This is a genomic window from Pseudomonas sp. 273 (assembly GCF_029201425.1).
In the GTDB taxonomy this organism is placed as follows: Bacteria; Pseudomonadota; Gammaproteobacteria; order Pseudomonadales; family Pseudomonadaceae; genus Pseudomonas; species Pseudomonas delhiensis.
The window spans coordinates 468,719-486,962 of sequence record NZ_CP116775.1 but is presented as its reverse complement, the minus strand read 5'-3'; the positions used below and the strand labels follow the sequence as shown (position 1 = coordinate 486,962).

General features: G+C 68.6%; 16 protein-coding genes and 1 pseudogene. 7 read left to right on the top strand and 10 right to left on the bottom strand.

The genetic code is table 11. The features are described 5' to 3' along the window. Positions 1-66 precede the first annotated feature (66 nt). Both prpF and prpD read left to right on the top strand, forming a co-directional pair. Positions 67-1,254, top strand: coding sequence for a 2-methylaconitate cis-trans isomerase PrpF (gene prpF, locus PKO50_RS02295; RefSeq protein WP_275628692.1), 1,188 nt, complete (start codon positions 67-69; stop codon positions 1,252-1,254). A gap of 243 nt (positions 1,255-1,497) precedes the next feature. After that, a pseudogene (gene prpD, locus PKO50_RS02290) lies at positions 1,498-2,981 on the top strand (2-methylcitrate dehydratase). Between the two features lie 171 nt (positions 2,982-3,152). On the opposite strand, the gene PKO50_RS02285 reads toward prpD, so the two are convergent. Genes PKO50_RS02285 through PKO50_RS02275 form a run of 3 tightly spaced genes read right to left on the bottom strand, consistent with a single transcriptional unit; the run spans position 3,153 to position 4,836 of the window. Further along, positions 3,153-3,743 (bottom strand): LON peptidase substrate-binding domain-containing protein, encoded by a 591-nt coding sequence (locus PKO50_RS02285; RefSeq protein WP_089389676.1) that lies wholly within the window; start codon positions 3,741-3,743, stop codon positions 3,153-3,155. 18 nt (positions 3,744-3,761) lie between these two features. After that, positions 3,762-4,475: an LrgB family protein gene (locus tag PKO50_RS02280; RefSeq protein ID WP_109933209.1), complete on the bottom strand. Its 714-nt coding sequence runs from the start codon at positions 4,473-4,475 to the stop codon at positions 3,762-3,764. Further along, a complete protein-coding gene (locus PKO50_RS02275; RefSeq protein WP_089389678.1) occupies positions 4,468-4,836 on the bottom strand; it encodes a CidA/LrgA family protein in 369 nt (122 codons plus the stop codon). Before PKO50_RS02275 ends, PKO50_RS02280 begins: the two co-directional genes overlap by 8 nt. 152 nt (positions 4,837-4,988) lie before the next feature. Between PKO50_RS02275 and PKO50_RS02270 the strand changes: the two genes are divergently transcribed. The 3 genes from PKO50_RS02270 to PKO50_RS02260 all read left to right on the top strand — a co-directional run bounded on the left by PKO50_RS02270 (position 4,989) and on the right by PKO50_RS02260 (position 7,733). Beyond that, positions 4,989-5,444 (top strand): MaoC family dehydratase, encoded by a 456-nt coding sequence (locus PKO50_RS02270; RefSeq protein WP_109933211.1) that lies wholly within the window; start codon positions 4,989-4,991, stop codon positions 5,442-5,444. 90 nt (positions 5,445-5,534) lie between these two features. Further along, a complete protein-coding gene (locus PKO50_RS02265) occupies positions 5,535-7,049 on the top strand; it encodes a C13 family peptidase (RefSeq protein WP_275628691.1) in 1,515 nt (504 codons plus the stop codon). A gap of 42 nt (positions 7,050-7,091) precedes the next feature. Continuing rightward, entirely contained in the window at positions 7,092-7,733 is a 642-nt protein-coding gene (locus PKO50_RS02260) for an oxidoreductase (RefSeq protein ID WP_109935021.1), read from the top strand. A 309-nt stretch (positions 7,734-8,042) separates the two neighbouring features. Here PKO50_RS02260 and PKO50_RS02255 read toward each other — a convergent pair whose 3' ends face one another. The 4 genes from PKO50_RS02255 to PKO50_RS02240 all read right to left on the bottom strand — a co-directional run bounded on the left by PKO50_RS02255 (position 8,043) and on the right by PKO50_RS02240 (position 12,524). Continuing rightward, a complete protein-coding gene (locus PKO50_RS02255; RefSeq protein ID WP_176450304.1) occupies positions 8,043-8,330 on the bottom strand; it encodes a YceK/YidQ family lipoprotein in 288 nt (95 codons plus the stop codon). Further along, complete coding sequence (ubiX, locus tag PKO50_RS02250) at positions 8,320-8,949, bottom strand: flavin prenyltransferase UbiX (RefSeq protein WP_109936773.1); 630 nt, start codon at positions 8,947-8,949, stop codon at positions 8,320-8,322. The genes PKO50_RS02255 and ubiX overlap by 11 nt, the downstream gene beginning before the upstream one ends. 1 nt (position 8,950) lies before the next feature. Further along, entirely contained in the window at positions 8,951-10,303 is a 1,353-nt protein-coding gene (gene mpl, locus PKO50_RS02245; RefSeq protein WP_275628690.1) for a UDP-N-acetylmuramate:L-alanyl-gamma-D-glutamyl-meso-diaminopimelate ligase, read from the bottom strand. 310 nt (positions 10,304-10,613) lie between these two features. Next, positions 10,614-12,524, bottom strand: a complete 1,911-nt coding sequence (locus PKO50_RS02240) for a sigma-54-dependent Fis family transcriptional regulator (RefSeq protein WP_275628689.1) — start codon at positions 12,522-12,524, stop codon at positions 10,614-10,616. A 304-nt stretch (positions 12,525-12,828) separates the two neighbouring features. Here PKO50_RS02240 and PKO50_RS02235 point away from each other — a divergent pair, with 304 nt between their 5' ends. Further along, positions 12,829-14,349 carry an aldehyde dehydrogenase family protein gene (locus PKO50_RS02235; protein WP_109936770.1) on the top strand — a complete coding sequence of 507 codons (1,521 nt, stop codon included), beginning with the start codon at positions 12,829-12,831 and terminating at the stop codon, positions 14,347-14,349. Between the two features lie 53 nt (positions 14,350-14,402). Here PKO50_RS02235 and PKO50_RS02230 read toward each other — a convergent pair whose 3' ends face one another. The 3 genes from PKO50_RS02230 to PKO50_RS02220 form a co-directional block, all read right to left on the bottom strand. Further along, a complete protein-coding gene (locus PKO50_RS02230) occupies positions 14,403-14,639 on the bottom strand; it encodes an MYXO-CTERM sorting domain-containing protein (RefSeq protein ID WP_109936769.1) in 237 nt (78 codons plus the stop codon). After that, positions 14,639-15,124, bottom strand: a complete 486-nt coding sequence (locus PKO50_RS02225) for a hypothetical protein (RefSeq protein ID WP_109936768.1) — start codon at positions 15,122-15,124, stop codon at positions 14,639-14,641. Before PKO50_RS02225 ends, PKO50_RS02230 begins: the two co-directional genes overlap by 1 nt. A gap of 379 nt (positions 15,125-15,503) precedes the next feature. Further along, a complete protein-coding gene (locus PKO50_RS02220) occupies positions 15,504-16,553 on the bottom strand; it encodes an AraC family transcriptional regulator (protein WP_109936767.1) in 1,050 nt (349 codons plus the stop codon). A 280-nt stretch (positions 16,554-16,833) separates the two neighbouring features. On the opposite strand from PKO50_RS02220, the gene eat reads away from it, so the two are divergent. Next, on the top strand, positions 16,834-18,198 hold the full coding sequence (eat, locus tag PKO50_RS02215; RefSeq protein ID WP_109936766.1) for an ethanolamine permease: 1,365 nt from the start codon (positions 16,834-16,836) through the stop codon (positions 18,196-18,198). Positions 18,199-18,244: the final 46 nt, after the last annotated feature.

The window sequence follows — 18,244 nt, the reverse complement described above, 5'->3', positions numbered from 1 at the left end:
CCCTCTCCCTTCAGGGAGAGGGCGGGGGAGAGGGTTGCCCCCCTCGAACTTTCAGGTAGCGAACCCATGCCCCACGTACCCCAAGTGAAAATCCCCGCCACCTACATCCGCGGCGGCACCAGCAAGGGCGTGTTCTTCCGCCTGCAGGACCTGCCCGAGCGCTGCCAGGTGCCGGGGGAAGCGCGCGACAAGCTGTTCATGCGCGTGATCGGCAGCCCCGACCCGTACTCGGCGCACATCGACGGCATGGGCGGCGCCACCTCCAGCACCAGCAAGTGCGTGATCCTGTCGAAAAGCAGCCAGCCCGGCCACGACGTCGACTACCTCTACGGCCAGGTCTCCATCGACAAGGCCTTCGTCGACTGGAGCGGCAACTGCGGCAACCTCTCCACCGCCGCCGGCGCCTTCGCCCTCCACGCCGGCCTGGTCGATGCGGCGCGCATCCCGGACAACGGCACCTGCGTGGTGCGCATCTGGCAGGCCAACATCAACAAGACCATCATCGCCCACGTGCCGGTGACCAACGGCCAGGTCCAGGAGACCGGCGACTTCGAGCTGGACGGGGTGACCTTCCCCGCCGCCGAGATCGTGCTGGAGTTCCTCGACCCGTCCGACGACGGCGAGGAAGGCGGCTCCATGTTCCCCACCGGCAACCTGGTGGACGACCTGGAAGTGCCCGGCGTCGGCACCTTCAAGGCGACCATGATCAGCGCCGGCATCCCCACGGTGTTCGTCAACGCCGAGGACATCGGCTACAAGGGCACCGAGCTGCGCGAGGACATCAACTCCGATCCCGAGCAACTGGCGCGCTTCGAGCAGATCCGCATCGCCGGCGCCCTGCGCATGGGCCTGATCAAGACCCCGGAAGAAGCGGCCACCCGCCAGCACACGCCGAAGATCGCCTTCGTCTCCCCGCCCAAGGACTACCGCACCTCCAGCGGCAAGCAGGTGCAGGCCGGCGACGTCGACCTGCTGGTGCGCGCGCTGTCCATGGGCAAGCTGCACCACGCCATGATGGGCACCGCCGCCGTGGCCATCGGCACCGCCGCGGCCGTGCCGGGCACCCTGGTGAACCTGGCCGCCGGTGGCGGCGAGCGCACCGCCGTACGCTTCGGCCACCCCTCCGGCACCCTGCGCGTGGGCGCAGAGGCCAGGCAGGTGGACGGCGAATGGACGGTGACCAAGGCCATCATGAGCCGCAGCGCGCGCATCCTCATGGAAGGCTGGGTGCGGGTGCCGGGCGACGCCTTCTGAGCGTAGGGCGGATAACGTTCCACGTTATCCGCCGTTTGACCTTGGTTTCAGGCACGTACCGGGTTTGGCCACGGAGCGCCTGTTTCAAGGCACTCCGGGCTCGGCCGAGGAGCCGGGCACGAGGTCGGTGTAGCGGCGTATAACCGCGAACGGTTATACGCCCTACGTCCGTGATGGCTCCGTTGCCAAGGGTATCCGCCTCCAGCGTCTAGACTCTCCCGGATTACCGCGAAGGAGCACGCCATGAGCACCAACGCCGATCCGAACACCCGCCCCGACTACGACGTCGTCCTGCAGCAGATCGCCGACTACGTCCTGACCTACCGCGTCGACTCCGCCGAGGCCCGTGACACCGCGCGGCTGTGCCTGATGGACAGCCTGGCCTGCGCCCTGCTGGCGCTACGCTTCCCCGAATGCACCAAGCTGCTCGGCCCCAGGTGGACGGCACTGTGGTGCCCCACGGCTCCCGGGTGCCGGGCACGCGCTTCTGCCTGGACCCGGTCAAGGCAGCCTGGGACATAGGCGCGCTGGTGCGCTGGCTGGACTACAACGACACCTGGCTGGCCGCCGAATGGGGCCACCCGTCGGACAACCTCGGCGCCATCCTCGCCATCGCCGACCACCTGGCGCAGCTGGCCCAGGCCAGGGGCGAGCCGCCGCCGAGCATGGGCGACGTGCTGGAGTCCATGGTCCTGGCCCACGAGATCCAGGGCGTGTTCGCCCTGGAGAACGCCTTCAACCGCGTCGGCCTGGACCACGTGTTCCTGGTCAAGCTCGCCTCCACGGCCGTGAGCGCACGGCTGCTCGGCGCCGACCGCGAGCAGCTGCTTTCCGCCCTCTCCCACGCCTGCGTCGACGGCCAGGCGTTGCGCACCTACCGCCACGCGCCCAACGCCGGTTCGCGCAAGTCCTGGGCCGCCGGCGACGCCAGCAGCCGCGGCCTGCGCCTGGCGGACATCGCCCTGCGCGGCGAGATGGGTATCCCCGGCGTGCTCAGCGCGCCGCAATGGGGCTTCTACGACGTGCTGTTCAGCCATACCAACAAGGACCTGGCGCTCAAGCCCGACGACCAGCGCCGGTTCCGCCTGCCGCAGCCCTTCGCCAGCTACGTGATGGAGAACGTGCTGTTCAAGATCAGCTTCCCCGCCGAGTTCCATGCGCAGACCGCCGTGGAAGCCGCGGTGCAGCTGCACCCGCTGGTGCGCAACCGCATCAGCGAGATCACCCGCATCGTCATCGCCACCCAGGAATCGGCGATCCGCATCATCTCCAAGACCGGCCCGCTGGCCAACGCCGCCGACCGCGACCACTGCATCCAGTACATGGTCGCCGTGCCGCTGATCTACGGCACCCTGGAAGCGGAACACTACGAGGACGCCTTCCACGCCGCGCACCCGCTGATCGACCGCCTGCGCGAGAAGATGGAAGTGGTGGAGGATGCGCGCTACACCCGCGAGTACCTGGAAGCGGACAAGCGCAGCATCGCCAACGCCGTGCAGGTGTTCTTCAGCGACGGCAGCAGCACGCCGAAGATCGAGGTGGAATACCCGGTGGGCCACCGCCGCCGGCGCGCCGAGGGCATTCCGCTGCTGGAAGCCAAGTTCCGCAACGCCCTGGCCACCCGCTTCGCCCCGCAGCGCTGCGCGCGGATAGCCGCGCTGTGCAACGACCCGGCGCAGCTGGAGGCCACGCCGGTGCATAGGTTCATGGACTTGCTGGTGATCTGAAGCGCTCTTGTAGGAGCGCGCCCTGCGCGCGAATCGCGGGCAGGGCCCGCTCCTACAGGTTGCCGTGAGGCATGGCATTCTCTTCCCGTAGGAGCGGACCTTGTCCGCGATAGCCGGAACCAACGGCGCGATTCGCGGATGAGATCCGCTCCTACGGGGCAGCCACAACGCTCAGGCCAGCAGATCCCCCTGCAACTGCTCCAGCAGCACCTGGATGCGCGCCAGGCGCACCGTGGGGTCGTCCATCTCCAGCAGCACCTGCTTCTGCTCCGGCTCGAAGGGCAGCAGGTAGGCCAGTTGGCAGGCCAGCTCCTGCTGGCCACTGACCTCGCCGCCCATCTCCAGGGTGGCGACCATCGGGTGCAGCGACAAGGCGCCGAGCAGCGCCGCCAGGTCGTCGTGCTCCTCGGTCAGCGGCTGGTCGGGCAGCTCCTCCAGCCAGGCCACGTCGGCTACCAGCAGCTGGTCCGGCTGCACCTGCGTATCCAGCACGCGGAAGCGCCGGCCACCCTCGACGCGGATGCCCAGCAGGCCGTTGGGCAGCTGCTGCCAGTCGCGGATCAGCGCCTCGCAGCCGACCTTGCCGAACGCCTCGGGGGCCTCGCCCACCTCGCGGCCTTCGACGATGGACACCACGCCGAAGCCGCCGCCCTGCTTCATGCAGCGGCCGATCATGTCCAGGTAGCGCGCCTCGAAGATCTGCAGGTCCAGGCGGCAGCCGGGGAACAGCACGGTGTTGAGGGGGAAGAGCGGCAACTTCATGATGTGAATCTTCCTGCTTCAGGCGATCAAGGCTACCGCCAACGGTAGCAGCACTGCGGTGGCCACGCCCATCAGGCTCATCGCCAGGGCGGCGAAGGCGCCACATTCCTCGCCCTCCTGCAGGGCCCGGGAAGTGCCCACGGCATGGGCGGTCATGCCCAGCGCCATGCCCTGGGCGGCCGGGTGGCGCACGCCGATGCGGCGCAGCAGCTCCGGGCCGAGGATGGCGCCGAGCACCCCGGTGATCAGCACGAACACCGCCGCCAGCGCCGCCACGCCGCCGATCTGGTTGGCCACCAGCATGGCGATGGGCGAGGTCACCGACTTCGGCGCCAGGCTCATCAGCAGCTCGCCGCGCAGGCCGAACAGCCAGCCCAGGCCGATGCCGGCCACGGTGGCCAGCAGGCCGGCCACCAGCAGGGTCGCCAGGGTCGGCCAGAACAGCTGGCGGATGCGCCTGAGGTTGAGGAACAACGGCACCGCCAGGGCCACCGTGGCCGGGCCGAGCAGCACGGTCAGCACGCTGACCCCGGCGCTGTAGGTCTGGTAGTCGATGCCGGTGCCCAGCAGCACCAGGATCACCATCGCCATGGACACCAGCACCGGCTGCAGGAACACCCAGCGCGTGCGCTCGTAGCCGGCCAGCGCCAGCTGGTAGGCCGCCAGGGTGATGCCGATGCAGAACAGCGGGTGGTGGATGACCGCCTGCCAGGCGCCTTGCCAGTCAAGCATCGCGGGCCTCCTTGCGGCCGCGCTGGCGGTCGATCAGCTTCTGCATCAGCCAGCCGGCGAACAGGAACGAGCCCAGCAGCGACAGCGCCAGGGCCCCGGCCAGCGGCCAGAAGTCCGCCAGCAGCTGGCGGCCGTAGACCATCACCCCCACCGCCGGTGGCACCAGCAGCAGCGGCAGGTAGCGCAGCAGCGAGGACGCCGCCTCGGTGATCGGCTCGCCCACCTCGCCACGCACCAGCAGGAACGCCAGCAGCAGCACCAGCCCAATGATGGGGCCGGGGATCATCGGCAGGATGAGAACATTCAGGCCGGTGCCCAGCAGTTGGAACAGCACCAGCCAGGTCAGGCCGCGAAGCAGCATGGCAACCTCCTGTGAAAAAGCCCGACATTATGCCCAAGTACGCCCGGCCTATGGCACGGCATTCGCTTCAAGCATAGGTGCGCAGCCGTCATCGACCTGTGCCATGCTGCATCGCACGCCCAAAACAACAACACGCGTTCGCGGAGGAAAACATGCCTTTCGTTCCCGTCAGCACCCTCAAGGACTACATTGGCAAGGACCTGGGCCATTCCGACTGGCTCACCGTCGACCAGAACCGCATCAACCAGTTCGCCGAATGCACCGAGGACCACCAGTTCATCCACGTGGACCCGGAGAAGGCGAAGAAGACCCCGTTCGGCGGCACCATCGCCCACGGCTTCCTCTCCCTGTCGCTGATTCCCAAGCTCTGCGAAGGCCTGCTGGTGCTCCCGGAAAACCCGAAGATGGTGGTCAACTACGGCCTGGACAGCGTGCGCTTCATCCAGCCGGTGCCGGTGGACTCGCGGGTGCGCCTGCAGGTGACCATCCTCGACGTCAACGAGAAGAACCCCGGGCAGTGGCTGATCAAGGCGCGCTGCACCCTGGAGATCGAGGGCCTGCCCAAGCCGGCCTACATCGCCGAATCCCTGAGCCTGGCCTTCGTCTGACGCCAGCGCCCGGCCCCTCGCAAAAAAGCCCGCGCCCGCGGGCTTTTTTGCGTCACACTGGTGCAAAACCGCCGTGACCGACCCTGCCGCATGCGCCTGCACCTTCCCCTCCTCGCCCTGCTCCTGTCCCTGGCGGCCTGTGACCAGGGCCCCGCCCAGCCAACGGCCGACCTGGTGCTGCCCGACGGTGCGCGCTACCAAGGCGCCCTCGTCGACGGCCTCCTGCACGGCGATGGACGCCTGGAATACGGCAACGGCGCCTGGTACCAGGGCCGCTTCGCCAAGGGCCTGTTCGACGGTCCGGGCGAATGGCACGGCGCCGACGGCAGCCACTACCAGGGCGGCTTCCGCGCCGGCCTCTATCACGGCCAGGGCCAGTTGGACGACGGCCAGGGCAACGAATACGCGGGTACCTTCGAGAACGGCCAGTTGCGCGGCAAGGGCAGCTTCAGCGACACCGACGGCGACCGCTACGAGGGCGGCTTCGAGAACACCGAATTCAGTGGCCAGGGGCGTTTCGTCAACGCCGACGGCGACGTGTGGAGCGGCCAGTTCAGCCAGGGCGCGCTGAACGGCCCGGGCAAGTACGAGGGCCGCGACGGCAGCCGCTACGAAGGCGGCTTCAAGGACTGGCGCTTCGCCGGCGAAGGCGTGCTGACCCAGGCCGACGGCCAGGTCTACAGCGGCCAGTTCGCCGACGGCAAGTTCGCCGGCAAGGGCAGCCTGCGCGGCGCCGACGGGCGCCTGCAGGCCGGCACCTGGAGCAACGGCCTGCTGCGCCGCGACGAACAGGGCCGGCGCCTGCCCAACCCGGTCGAGGTCGGCCTGCTGGAACAGGGCCGCCTGCTCGACCGCGCCCTGGCCGCGCTGCCACCCTCCACGCCGCAGGTGGAGCTGTACGCCCTGAGCGTGGGCGGCGACGGCAAGCAGAGCGTGTTCCTGCGCGAGGCCGACTACGTCGCCCGCCTGCTCGGCCAGCGCTTCGGCGCGCGCGGCGTGGTCACCCTGGTGAACAACCGCAACCACGCCGACGACCGTCCCATGGCCACCCGCGAGAGCCTGGCGCGGGCGGTCCGCGCCCTGGCGCGCAGCAGCGGCCCGGAAGACCTGGTGTTCATCTACCTGACCAGCCACGGCAGCCACGACCACCAACTGGTCCTCGACATGCCCGGCATCCGCCTGGACAACCTGCCCGCCACCGACCTCGCCGAACTGCTCGCGCCGCTGAAGGACCGCTACAAGGTGCTGGTGATCTCGGCCTGCTACAGCGGCGGCTTCATCGAACCTCTGAAGGACGACAGGACTCTGATCATGACGGCGGCGCGCGGCGACCGGGTGTCCTTCGGCTGTTCCGAGGAAGCGGACTTCACCTATTTCGGCCAGGCCCTGTTCGCCAACGCCTTGAACGCCACCGACGACCTGCAGCAGGCTTTCCAGCAGGCCAGCGCCGAGGTCGCCCGGCGCGAGGCGGAGGACGGCTTCGACGCCTCCGAACCGCAGCTGTGGGCGCCACCGGCCGTCCTGCAGCGCTGGAACACCTTGCGCGCAGGCCAGGCCAGCCGGGCCCTGAGCGCCGATGCGGGGCACGTGCAGGAAAAACGTTAGCCCGGCAACTACGCTTGTAACTGTGTCAGCGGAGAAACCAGGATGTATTCAACACCGACGCATGTCCTTCTCGCCGGCGCCACCGGCCTCACCGGCGAGCACCTGCTCGACCGCATGCTCAGCGAGCCGACGGTCAAGCGCGTGCTGGCGCCGACCCGTCGGCCACTGGCCGCCCACCCGCGCCTGGAGAACCCCATAGGCCCATTGGCCGAACTCATCCCCAACCTGGCAGGGCCGGTGGACACGGTGTTCTGCTGCCTGGGCACCACCCTCAAGGAGGCCGGCTCGGAAGCGGCCTTCAAGGCGGTGGACCACGACCTGCCGCTGGCCCTGGGCGAGCACGCCCTCGGGCTCGGCGCGCGGCACTACGTGGTGGTCAGCGCGCTGGGCGCGGACAGCAAGTCCTCGCTGTTCTACAACCGCGTCAAGGGCGAGCTGGAAGAGGCCCTGCAGAAACAGGGCTGGCCACAACTGACCATCGCCCGCCCCTCCCTGCTGCTGGGCCAGCGCGAGGAAATCCGCCTGGCCGAACTGCTCGCCGCGCCCTTCGCCCGCATCCTCCCCGGCAAGCTCCACGGCATCGAAGCCTGCGCCCTGGCCCGCGCCCTCTGGCGCCTGGCCCTGGAGACCGGCAAGGGCGTGCGTTTCGTCGAGTCGGATGAGTTGCGCAGGCTAGGCAAATAACCCCAGCTGCACCGAGATGCTCTTCGTAGGATGGGTTGAGCCTCAGCGAAACCCATGCTGCCGTGGCGATGGGTATCGCTTCGCTCAACACCATCCTACGACGGTGTTTCCTGTTGCGCCCTGCGCGCGATTTCGCGGGCAGGGCCCGCTCCTACAGTTCGGTATGAGGCATGGCACTCCCCTGTAGGAGCGGACCTTGTCCGCGATAGCCGGAGGCTCCGGCGCGGTTCGCGGATGAGATCTGCTCCTACGCAACGCCCACCTGTAGGAGTGCGCCCTGCGCGCGAATCGCGGGCAAGGCCCGCGGCGTCAATTCCCGCCCCACACCTGCAGTCCGATCCCCAGCTCCGCGGCGATCGACAGCGGCAGCAGCACGGTGTCCAGCAACGCGCTGCCCGGCAGGTCCAGGCGTGGGTAGGTTGGCGCCTCGGTGCCGTAGTGGTCCCTGGGGCAGCAGCCGCCGTTGATGGAGTACCAGTCCAGCCGGGTGCCCGCGTAGATCAGCGGGGCGCCGGGCTTGTTGGCGTTGAGGGTCTTCACCGTGGCGCAGCCGCCCAGTTGCAGCAGCATCAGGGCGGCGAGGAGCTTATTCGTCACTGACAAGGTGGTGTTCGCCCCAGCGCGGCAGCATGTCCTGGGGGATGCCCAGTTGGTTGAGGATGCGCGCGACCACGAAGTCGACCAGGTCGTCGATGGTCTGCGGCTGGTGGTAGAAACCCGGCGCCGCCGGCAGGATCACCGCGCCCAGGTTGGACAGCTTGAGCATGTTCTCCAGGTGGATGCTGGAGAGCGGCGCCTCGCGCGGCACCAGGATCAGCTGGCGGCGCTCCTTGAGGGCGACGTCGGCGGCACGCTCGATCAGGTTGTTGCAGGCGCCGGTGGCGATCGCCGACAGCGTGCCGGTGGAACACGGCACCACCACCATGGCGCCGGGCGCGCCGGAGCCGGAGGCCACCGGGGCCATCCAGTCCTCCTTGCCGTACACGCGGATCTGCCCGGGGGCGGCGCCGGTGTATTCGCTGAGGAAGGCCTGCATCGCCTGAGGCTTGCCCGGCAGGGTCACGTCGGTCTCGGTGGCCACCACCAGTTGCGCGGCCTTGGAGATCAGGAAGTGCACCTCGCGGTCTTCCTGCACCAGGCAGTCGAGCAGGCGCAGGCCGTACTGGGCGCCGGAGGCGCCGGTCATCGCCAGGGTGACGCGTTCGGCTCCCGCCATCTCAGTCCTCCAGGGCCTTGGCCAGCTTGCCGTGCAGGCCGCCGAAGCCGCCGTTGCTCATGATCACCACCTGGGTGCCCGGGGCGGCCACGGCCTTCACCCCGTCGATGATGGCGTCCAGGGAGTCGCACACCTGGGTCGGCACGGTCGAACCGGCCACTGTGGCGGCCAGGTCCCAGCCCAGGTTCGGCGGCGCGTACCAGAACACCCGGTCGGCCTGGGCCACGCTGTCGGCCAGGCCGTCGCGGTGGGCGCCCAGCTTCATGGAGTTGGAACGCGGCTCCACCACGGCGATCACCGGGGCGTCGCCGACGCGCTTGCGCAGGCCGTCGAGGGTGGTGGCGATGGCGGTCGGGTGGTGGGCGAAGTCGTCGTAGAGGGTCACGCCCTTCACTTCGGCGACCTTCTCCATGCGCCGCTTGACGCTCTTGAACGCCGACAGAGCGGCGCAGCCCAGCTCCGGCACCACGCCGACGTGGCGGGCGGCGGCCAGGCAGGCCAGGGCATTGGCGACGTTGTGCTGGCCGGTCAGCTCCCACTCCACGGTGCCCTGCGCGGCGCCGTCGAACAGCACCTCGAAGCGCGAGCCGTCGGCGCTGAGCAGGCGCGCCTGCCACTGGCCGCCGGTGCCTGTGGTCTGTACCGGCGTCCAGCAGCCCATGCCGATCACGCGCTTGAGCGCGGCTTCGCTTTCAGGGTGGATGATCAGGCCCTCGCCGGGGATGGTCCGCACCAGGTGGTGGAACTGCCGCTCGATGGCCGCGAGGTCCGGGAAGATGTCCGCGTGATCGAACTCCAGGTTGTTCAGGATCGCGGTGCGCGGGCGGTAGTGGACGAACTTCGAGCGCTTGTCGAAGAAGGCGCTGTCGTACTCGTCGGCCTCCACCACGAAGAACGGCGTGCCGCCCAGGCGCGCGGAGACGCCGAAGTTCTGCGGCACGCCGCCGATCAGGAAGCCCGGGCTCATGCCGGCGTGCTCCAGCACCCAGGCCAGCATGCTGCTGGTGGTGGTCTTGCCGTGGGTACCGGCCGCGGCCAGCACCCAGCGCCCCTGCAGCACGTGGTCGGCCAGCCACTGCGGGCCGGAAACGTAGGGCAGGCCCTTGTTCAGCACGTGCTCCACCGCCGGGTTGCCGCGCGACAGGGCGTTGCCGATCACCACCAGGTCCGGCGCCGGCTCCAGGTGGGCGGGCTCGTAGCCCTGCATCAGTTCGATGCCCTGGGCCTGCAGCTGGGTGCTCATGGGCGGGTAGACGTTGGCGTCGGAACCGGTGACGCGGTGCCCCAGTTCCTTGGCCAGCACGGCCAGCGAGCCCATGAAGGTGCCGCAGATGCCGAGGATGTGGATATGCATGCAGACTCCTGCAATCAAGCCTGGGAAGGCGCTTCGAATGGGCGGCAGATTAGCACAGCGCCGGGTGCCGGCGGGGTGGCTGGATGCATCAGACGGCGCCATTCGCCGGGGGTTCCGCGCACGCCGGCGGTAGGCTTGGCGTAGGGCGTATAACCGTTCGCGGTTATACGCCGATACACCCAACCCTCGTCCAAAGCCAAGGTTGAACCTGAAGCCATCCATCTACACAGCCGCAGCCAAAGCCAAGGCCGAACCCGGAGCCGCCTGGGGCCAAGGTCAAACGGCGTACAGCCGCGAACGGTTGTACGCCCTACGGCACGGAGCGGCTCAGGCCGTGGCGGCGCAACTTGCGGTACAGGGTATTGCGGCTGATGCCCAGTTGCTGCGCGGTGCGGCTCATGTGCCAGCGCTGCGCCTCCAGCACCGCCAGCAGGGCGCCGCGCTCGGCGTCGAGCAGGCTGTCGGTGGGCGCCTCCGCTTCGGATACCGGCTTGGGCTGCGCGGCGCGGCGGATGTCCACCGGCAGGTCGGCCAGGTGCACGCGGCCGCCTTCGCTGAGCGCCACCAGGGTGCGCAGCACGTTGCGCAGCTGGCGCACGTTGCCCGGCCAGGGGTGGTCGAGCAGTGCCTGGCGCACGTCCTCGTCGAGCACGATGGGCCGGCCCCGGGACTCCTCGGCGAGCAGTTGCGCCAGCAACTGCGGCCTGTCCTCGCGCTCGCGCAGGGGCGGCAGTTGCAGCACTAGGCCGTTGAGGCGGTAGTAGAGGTCCTCGCGGAAGCTGCCGGCGGCCACCAGTTCATCCAGGTTGCGGTGGGTGGCGCTGATCAGGCGCAGGTCCACCGGTTGCGCCACGCCGTCGCCCAGGGGCACCACCTGGCGCTCTTCCAGCACGCGCAGCAGGCGCGTCTGCAGGGCCAGGGGCATGTCGCCGATCTCGTCGAGGAACAGGGTGCCGCCGTCGGCCTGCAGCAGCTTGCCGCGCATGCCTTCCTTGCGCGCGCCGGTGAAGCTGCCGCCGCGGTAGCCGAACAGCTCGCTCTCGATCAGGCTCTCCGGGATGGCCGCGCAGTTCAGCGCGACGAAGGCCTTGCCGGCGCGCTCGCCGGACTGGTGCACGGCCTTGGCGAAGGCCTCCTTGCCCGAGCCGGTCTCGCCGTGCAGCAGCAGCGGCACGTCGTGGGCGTAGACCTTGAGGGCGCGGCGGAAGTCCGCGGCCAGGCGCTCGTCGCCCAGGCACAGCCCCGGGGCGGCCGGCGCCGGGCGCGCCACGGGCACCACCAGCGGCCGTGGCTCGCCACGCAACTGGGCATGGAACTGGCGCCCGGCATGGCTGCGCAGCGGCCAGCTGAGGCCGGCCTGGGTGCTGGCGCGGCCGAGCAGGTCGTCCAGGCGGATGTCGAAGCAGTCCTCCACGCAGCGGCCGAGCAGGCCGTCGCGCGGGCGGTCCAGCAGGTTCAGCGCGCCCTGGTTGGCGGCGAGGATGCGCCCGGCGCCGTCGAAGGCCACCAGGCCCTCGCTGAACAACCCGACGTACTCGGCCTGCAGGTGGAAGCGCAGCAGCCACTGGCCCTCGAAGCGGCGCAGGAAGTAGCAGCTCTCGATCATCTTCGCCGAGAGGTTGACCAGCGCCATGGTGTGGAACTGGCTCTGCCGCGACAGGTCGCGGCGCGCCGAGGACACGTCGAGCACCGCCAGCAGTTCGCCGTGGGGGTCGAACACCGGGCTCGCCGAGCAGGTTAGGCCGGTGTGCAGGCTGCGGAAATGTTCGTCGCGGTGGATGGTCAGGGCCTGGCGCTCGACCAGGCAGGTGCCGATGCCGTTGGTGCCCTCGCGCGCCTCGCTCCAGTCGGCGCCCAGCCACAGCCCGGCGTGTTCGAAGGTGGCGCGCTCGGCCTCGTCGCAGACGCGGTTGAGGATCACTCCGCGGGCGTCGGTGAGCAGCACCGCGTGGCCGGCGCCGGCGAGCTGCTGGCGCAGGCTGGTCATCTCGCCGCTGGCGATCTCCAGCACCTGCTGCAGGCCCTCGCGGCGCTCCAGCATGCGCCGGTGCTCCAGCACCGTGGGCGGCAGGGTCTGCGCCGGGTCGAGGTGGTATTCCTCCAGGCAGCGCAGCCAGGAACGGGCGATGGACGGATCGGCGGCGGGGCCGCTGGCCGGTTGCTGCCCGCGGGCCACTGTCATGACCTGGCGGGCGTGGCGACTCATGGCGTTCGCACTCATTGTTATGGTTCTCCACGGAAGGGACGGCAGGCAGTCCCGGGGCGACCGTCCCCGCAGCATCGTCCAGTGCGCCACGCAATGCAATGCCCCGGTGACCTGCCGGTCAGCCGCTGTGCCGGATGCGGTACAAACTGTCACCACGGCCTGTACCGCCGTTGCCACACCGCCCGTCGGCGGCTGCCCGCCAGCCGACCACCGGCCCAGCAACCACGCGGTTCGCGCTGGCATGGCCCGGCCCTTGCTCTACGCTTGTCAGACCACAAACGCGTCCTCCCCAACAAGCACAAGAGCCAGGAGATCCACCATGCGTTACGCCCAACCCGGTAGCCAAGGTGCTGTCGTTTCCTTCAAGTCCCGCTACGGCAACTACATCGGTGGCGAGTTCGTACCCCCGGTCAATGGCCAGTACTTCGTCAACACCTCGCCGGTGAACGGCCAGCCGATCGCCGAGTTCCCCCGCTCCGACGCCGCCGACATCGACAAGGCCCTGGATGCCGCCCACGCCGCGGCCGACGCCTGGGGCCGCACCTCGGTGCAGGAGCGTTCGAACATCCTGCTGAAGATCGCCGACCGCATCGAACAGAACCTGGAAGTGCTGGCCGTCACCGAAACCTGGGACAACGGCAAGGCCGTGCGCGAGACGCTCAACGCCGACATCCCCCTGGCCGCCGACCATTTCCGCTACTTCGCCGGCTGCATCCGCGCCCAGGAAGGCTCCGCCGCCGAGATCAACGACACCACCGTGGCCTACCACATCCACGAGCCGCTGGGCGTGGTCGGGCAGATCATCCCGTGGAACTTCCCGCTGCTGATGGCCGCCTGGAAGCTGGCCCCGGCCCTGGCCGCCGGCAACTGCGTGGTGCTCAAGCCGGCCGAGCAGACGCCGCTGGGCATCTGCGTGCTGATGGAGATCATCGGCGACCTGCTGCCGCCGGGCGTGCTCAACGTCGTCCAGGGCTTCGGCAAGGAAGCCGGCGAGGCGCTGGCCACCAGCAAGCGCATCGCCAAGATCGCCTTCACCGGCTCCACCCCGGTGGGCTCGCACATCCTCGAGTGCGCGGCGAAGAACATCATCCCGTCCACCGTGGAACTGGGCGGCAAGAGCCCGAACATCTACTTCGAAGACATCATGCAGGCCGAGCCGTCCTTCATCGAGAAGGCCGCCGAGGGCCTGGTGCTGGCCTTCTTCAACCAGGGCGAGGTGTGCACCTGCCCGTCCCGCGCCCTGGTGCAGGAGTCCATCTACCCGCAGTTCATGGAAGTGGTGATGAAGAAGGTCAAGGCGATCAAGCGCGGCGACCCGCTGGACACCGACACCATGGTCGGCGCCCAGGCCTCGCAGCAGCAGTTCGACAAGATCCTCTCCTACCTCGACATCGCCCAGAAGGAAGGCGCCGAGGTGCTGACCGGCGGCGCGGTGGAGAAACTCGAAGGCAGCCTGGCCACCGGCTACTACATCCAGCCGACGCTGCTCAAGGGCAACAACAAGATGCGCGTGTTCCAGGAGGAAATCTTCGGCCCGGTGGTGGGCGTCACCACCTTCAAGGACGAAGCCGAGGCCCTGGCCATCGCCAACGACACCGAATACGGCCTGGGCGCCGGCGTCTGGACCCGCGACATCAACCGCGCCTACCGCATGGGCCGCGGCATCAAGGCCGGCCGCGTGTGGACCAACTGCTACCACCTGTACCCGGCGCACGCCGCCTTCGGTGGCTACAAGAAATCCGGCGTGGGCCGCGAGACCCACAAGATGATGCTCGACCACTACCAGCAGACCAAGAACCTGCTGGTCAGCTACGACATCAACCCGCTGGGCTTCTTCTGATCCACCCGGGCTTCCGACTCTCTTCCTGCGCGGCCTTCGGGCCGCGCTTTTTTTCAGGCCTCGGCGCGCCTGCGGCGCAGGAGCAGGGAGCCGCCCAGGGCGATCAGCGCCAGAGCGGGAATGACACTGTCACCGCCATGGGACAGCCCCGTCGGCCACTGGAGAATGACTGCCCAACCGGCCAGGAAGCACCCACCTCCCAACCACCGGCGCAGCGTCCGGCGGTGAACCAAGTGATCGACCGAGACAATCAGGACGAGTGCCACGGCGTACTGGAGCATGTCGCTCATCAGTGGGAAGCCCCCGTCTTGAGCAACATGGACTGGGTAGACCGCTGCGGACCTATGCCACCACTCACTACGGCATCGACGCCGACAATCCGGTCGCCGATATGGTAGGTCGGCAGCCGATCGAACGCGAAACGCCTGCTTGCGGCCCCCATGGCCAATCCTGCGACGGGATGTATGCGCGAGCCGGCTGCCGTGGCGATCCCGGCAACGGCATTGGCGACACTGACTCTCTGGTGGTTCAAGGCGTCGGCCTGCTCCCGGCTCAAAGGTTCGGATACCAGCACGCTAAGCATGCAGAGCCGATCCCTCGCCTGCATGTAGTCGAAAACATCCAAGACAAACTCGGCTATGTCCTGATTCCAACGGAGCGTTCGATCGTAGTTCAACGAACGTAACCGGTTCCGCTCGGCAGCAACCAGTTGAACGATCATCAACGAGAAAACGATGCCATGCGCGTTTTGCGCCTGGCGGCATTCTATCTTCATGGACGGCGACCCGGCAGGTTTGCCCCGTATTCGGCGGCAGGTCGGCCAGATTCGGATTTGCCCTCGATCCGGACTATCGGACAACGGCCTGATTGGTCGCCTGAAAAGTCTCAGTTTCAAGTGTGTAGGGCGCATAACCGTTCGCGGTTATCCGCCGATGTCTCCCGCGCAGGAACCTGTCCGCCATGGATGGGAAATTCGCAGTCAACCTGTAGGAGCGGGCCCTGCCCGCGATTCGCGCGCAGGGCGCGCTCCTACATGGGGATGACGCGGGTGGCGCAGCGTAATCCGCGCCGGAATCTCCGGTTATCGCAGTCAAGGTCCTACTTTGCAGGCGTGCACGGCTTTTCGTAGGAGCGCGCCGGCGCGGCCGGGAAGATCAGGCCTCGTCGCTACGCCACTGCCGCGGGCTCACCCCGAACCAGCGGCGGAAGGCGCGGGAGAAGGCGCTGGTCTCGGAATAGCCCAGCAGCGGCGCCAGTTCGGAGATCGGCCGCTGGCGCTGGCGCAGGTAGTGCACCGCCAGTTCGCGGCGGGTGTTCTCCACCAGTTGGCTGAAGCTCAGCCCGGCCTCGCGCAGGCGCCGTTGCAGGCCGGCGGTGGTCAGTTCCAGGCGCTCGGCGATCAGTTCCAGCACCGGCTCGCCTTCGCTCAGGGCCAGGCGGATCTGGGTGCCGGCGTCTTCCAGCAGGTCCGGCCCACGGCTCTGCTCGCCGAGGCGGCGGATCACGTCCTGCACCAGGAACAGCAGGTTGGCGTCGCGCTCGGGCATCAGCCGGCCCTTGATGTCGGCCTTGGGCACCAGCAGCGAATTGCAGCCGCGCTGGAAGTGCACCGGCGCGCCGAAGACCCGCGCGTGCTCCTGCCAGTCCTCCGGGCGGGCGTGCTCGAAGCCCACCGCGCGCGGCGTCCAGTCCTGGCCCAGGGCGTGGCGCAGCAGGTTCAGCGCCATGCCCATGGTCAATTCGGCATCCTGCCGGCGGTCGAGGATGGCGCCGTGCTGCACCTGGTAGTCGAAGCGGTAGCACTCGCCGCAGTCCACCAGGCGGATCAGCGTGCTGTGCTGGTGGAAGGGGAAGGCCGAGGCGAAGTTGCGCAGGGCGTCCTCCAGGGTTTCCGAGCACAGCCCGACGTAGCCCAGCAGGCCGAGGGCACGGGGCTGGAACTGCTGCCCGTAGCGCAGGCCGAAGTTGTCGCAGCCGGACTGCCGCGCGGCCTCCTCCAGCACCTGGCAGTAGTTGGTCAGGGCCAGGCTCAGCGTGGGGTGGCGCAGGCGTTCGGGGTCGATGCCGGCGCGGCCGAAGACGCGGTCGATGTCGCCGCCCTGGGCAGTGATGAAGCCATCCAGTCCGCTGGCGGCGGCGGACAGCACGCCGAGGTTGCTCGCCGAGGGCATGGCGACTGCGCTGGAGAACAGGGACGGGTTCATGGGCACGCTCGTTATTGATCACTTATTCGACAAAACGACGAAGCAATTACCGTGCCTCGCCTCCAGGGCCCGCCAGCCCCCATCCCCGGGGTGTTTTCCTCGAAGACTTGCGTCATTCCCGTGCAGGCCCCGCGCCATCCTGGGGCGATGGGTAACACCCTGTTGCAAGTTGACCGCAGAGGCCGCACGCCGGGCTCCAGGGTCAAGTCCTGGACGACCTGCGTCGCTACCATCGAAGCCAGGCAACCCATCCACGCCCCCAGGGGCAGAGGAGTCCACAATGAGCGCATCACAACTAAAACCGACGCTGGGAACCTTGCACCTCTGGGGCCTGGCCGTGGGCCTGGTGATTTCCGGCGAATACTTCGGCTGGAGCTACGGCTGGGGCACCGCCGGCACCCTGGGCTTCCTGGTCACCACCCTGATGGTGGCCCTGATGTACACCTGCTTCATCTTCAGCTACACCGAGCTGACCACCGCCATCCCCCACGCCGGCGGGCCCTTCGCCTACAGCCTGCGGGCCTTCGGCAAGACCGGCGCGAGCATCGCCGGCATCGCCACCCTGATCGAGTTCGTCTTCGCCCCGCCGGCCATCGCCATGGCCATCGGCGCCTACCTCAACGTGCAGTTCCCGGCGCTGGACCCGAAATGGGCGGCCACCGGCGCCTACGCCATCTTCATGACGCTGAACATCCTCGGCGTGAGCATCGCCGCCACCTTCGAACTGGTGGTCACCGTGCTGGCCGTGGCCGAGTTGCTGGTGTTCATGGGCGTGGTGGCGCCGGGCTTCAGCTTCAGCAACTTCGTGCTCAACGGCTGGGCCGGCTCCAGTACCTTCAGCAGCGCGGCCATCGGCGGCATCTTCGCGGCGATCCCCTTCGCCATCTGGTTCTTCCTCGCCATCGAGGGCGCGGCCATGGCCGCCGAGGAAGCCAAGGACCCGAAACGCACCATCCCGCGCGCCTACATCGCCGGCATCCTGACCCTGGTGACCCTGGCCATCGGCGTGATGATCTTCGCCGGCGGCGTTGGCGACTGGCGCGCACTGTCGAACATCAACGACCCGCTGCCGCAGGCCATGAAGGCGGTGGTCGGCAACAACTCCACCTGGATGCACATGCTGGTGTGGATCGGCCTGTTCGGCCTGGTGGCCAGCTTCCACGGCATCATCCTCGGCTACTCGCGGCAGTTCTTCGCCCTGGCCCGCGCCGGCTTCCTGCCCGCAGGGCTGGCCAAGCTGTCGCGCTTCCAGACCCCGCACCGGGCCATCCTCGCCGGCGGCGTGGTGGGCATCGCGGCAATCTTCAGCGACAACCTGATCAGCCTGCAGGGCATGACATTGACCGCCGCCATGATCACCATGAGCGTGTTCGGCGCCATCGTCATGTACATCATGAGCATGCTCAGCCTGTTCAAGCTGCGCCGCAGCGAGCCGCACCTGGAGCGCAGCTTCCGCGCCCCCGGCTACCCGGTGGTGCCGGGCATCGCCCTGGGCCTGGCGCTGGTCTGCCTGGCGGCCATGCTGTGGTACAACCAGGTGATCGCCATGGTATTCCTGGCGCTGATGCTGGCCGGCTACATCGGCTGCAACCTGGTCATCGCCGCGCGCCGTGGCGTGCCGGCGAGCTTCGCCAGCGAAGGCTGATCCACCCGCGCCGGGCCGCGAGGTCCGGCGCCGTTGAGCACAAGGA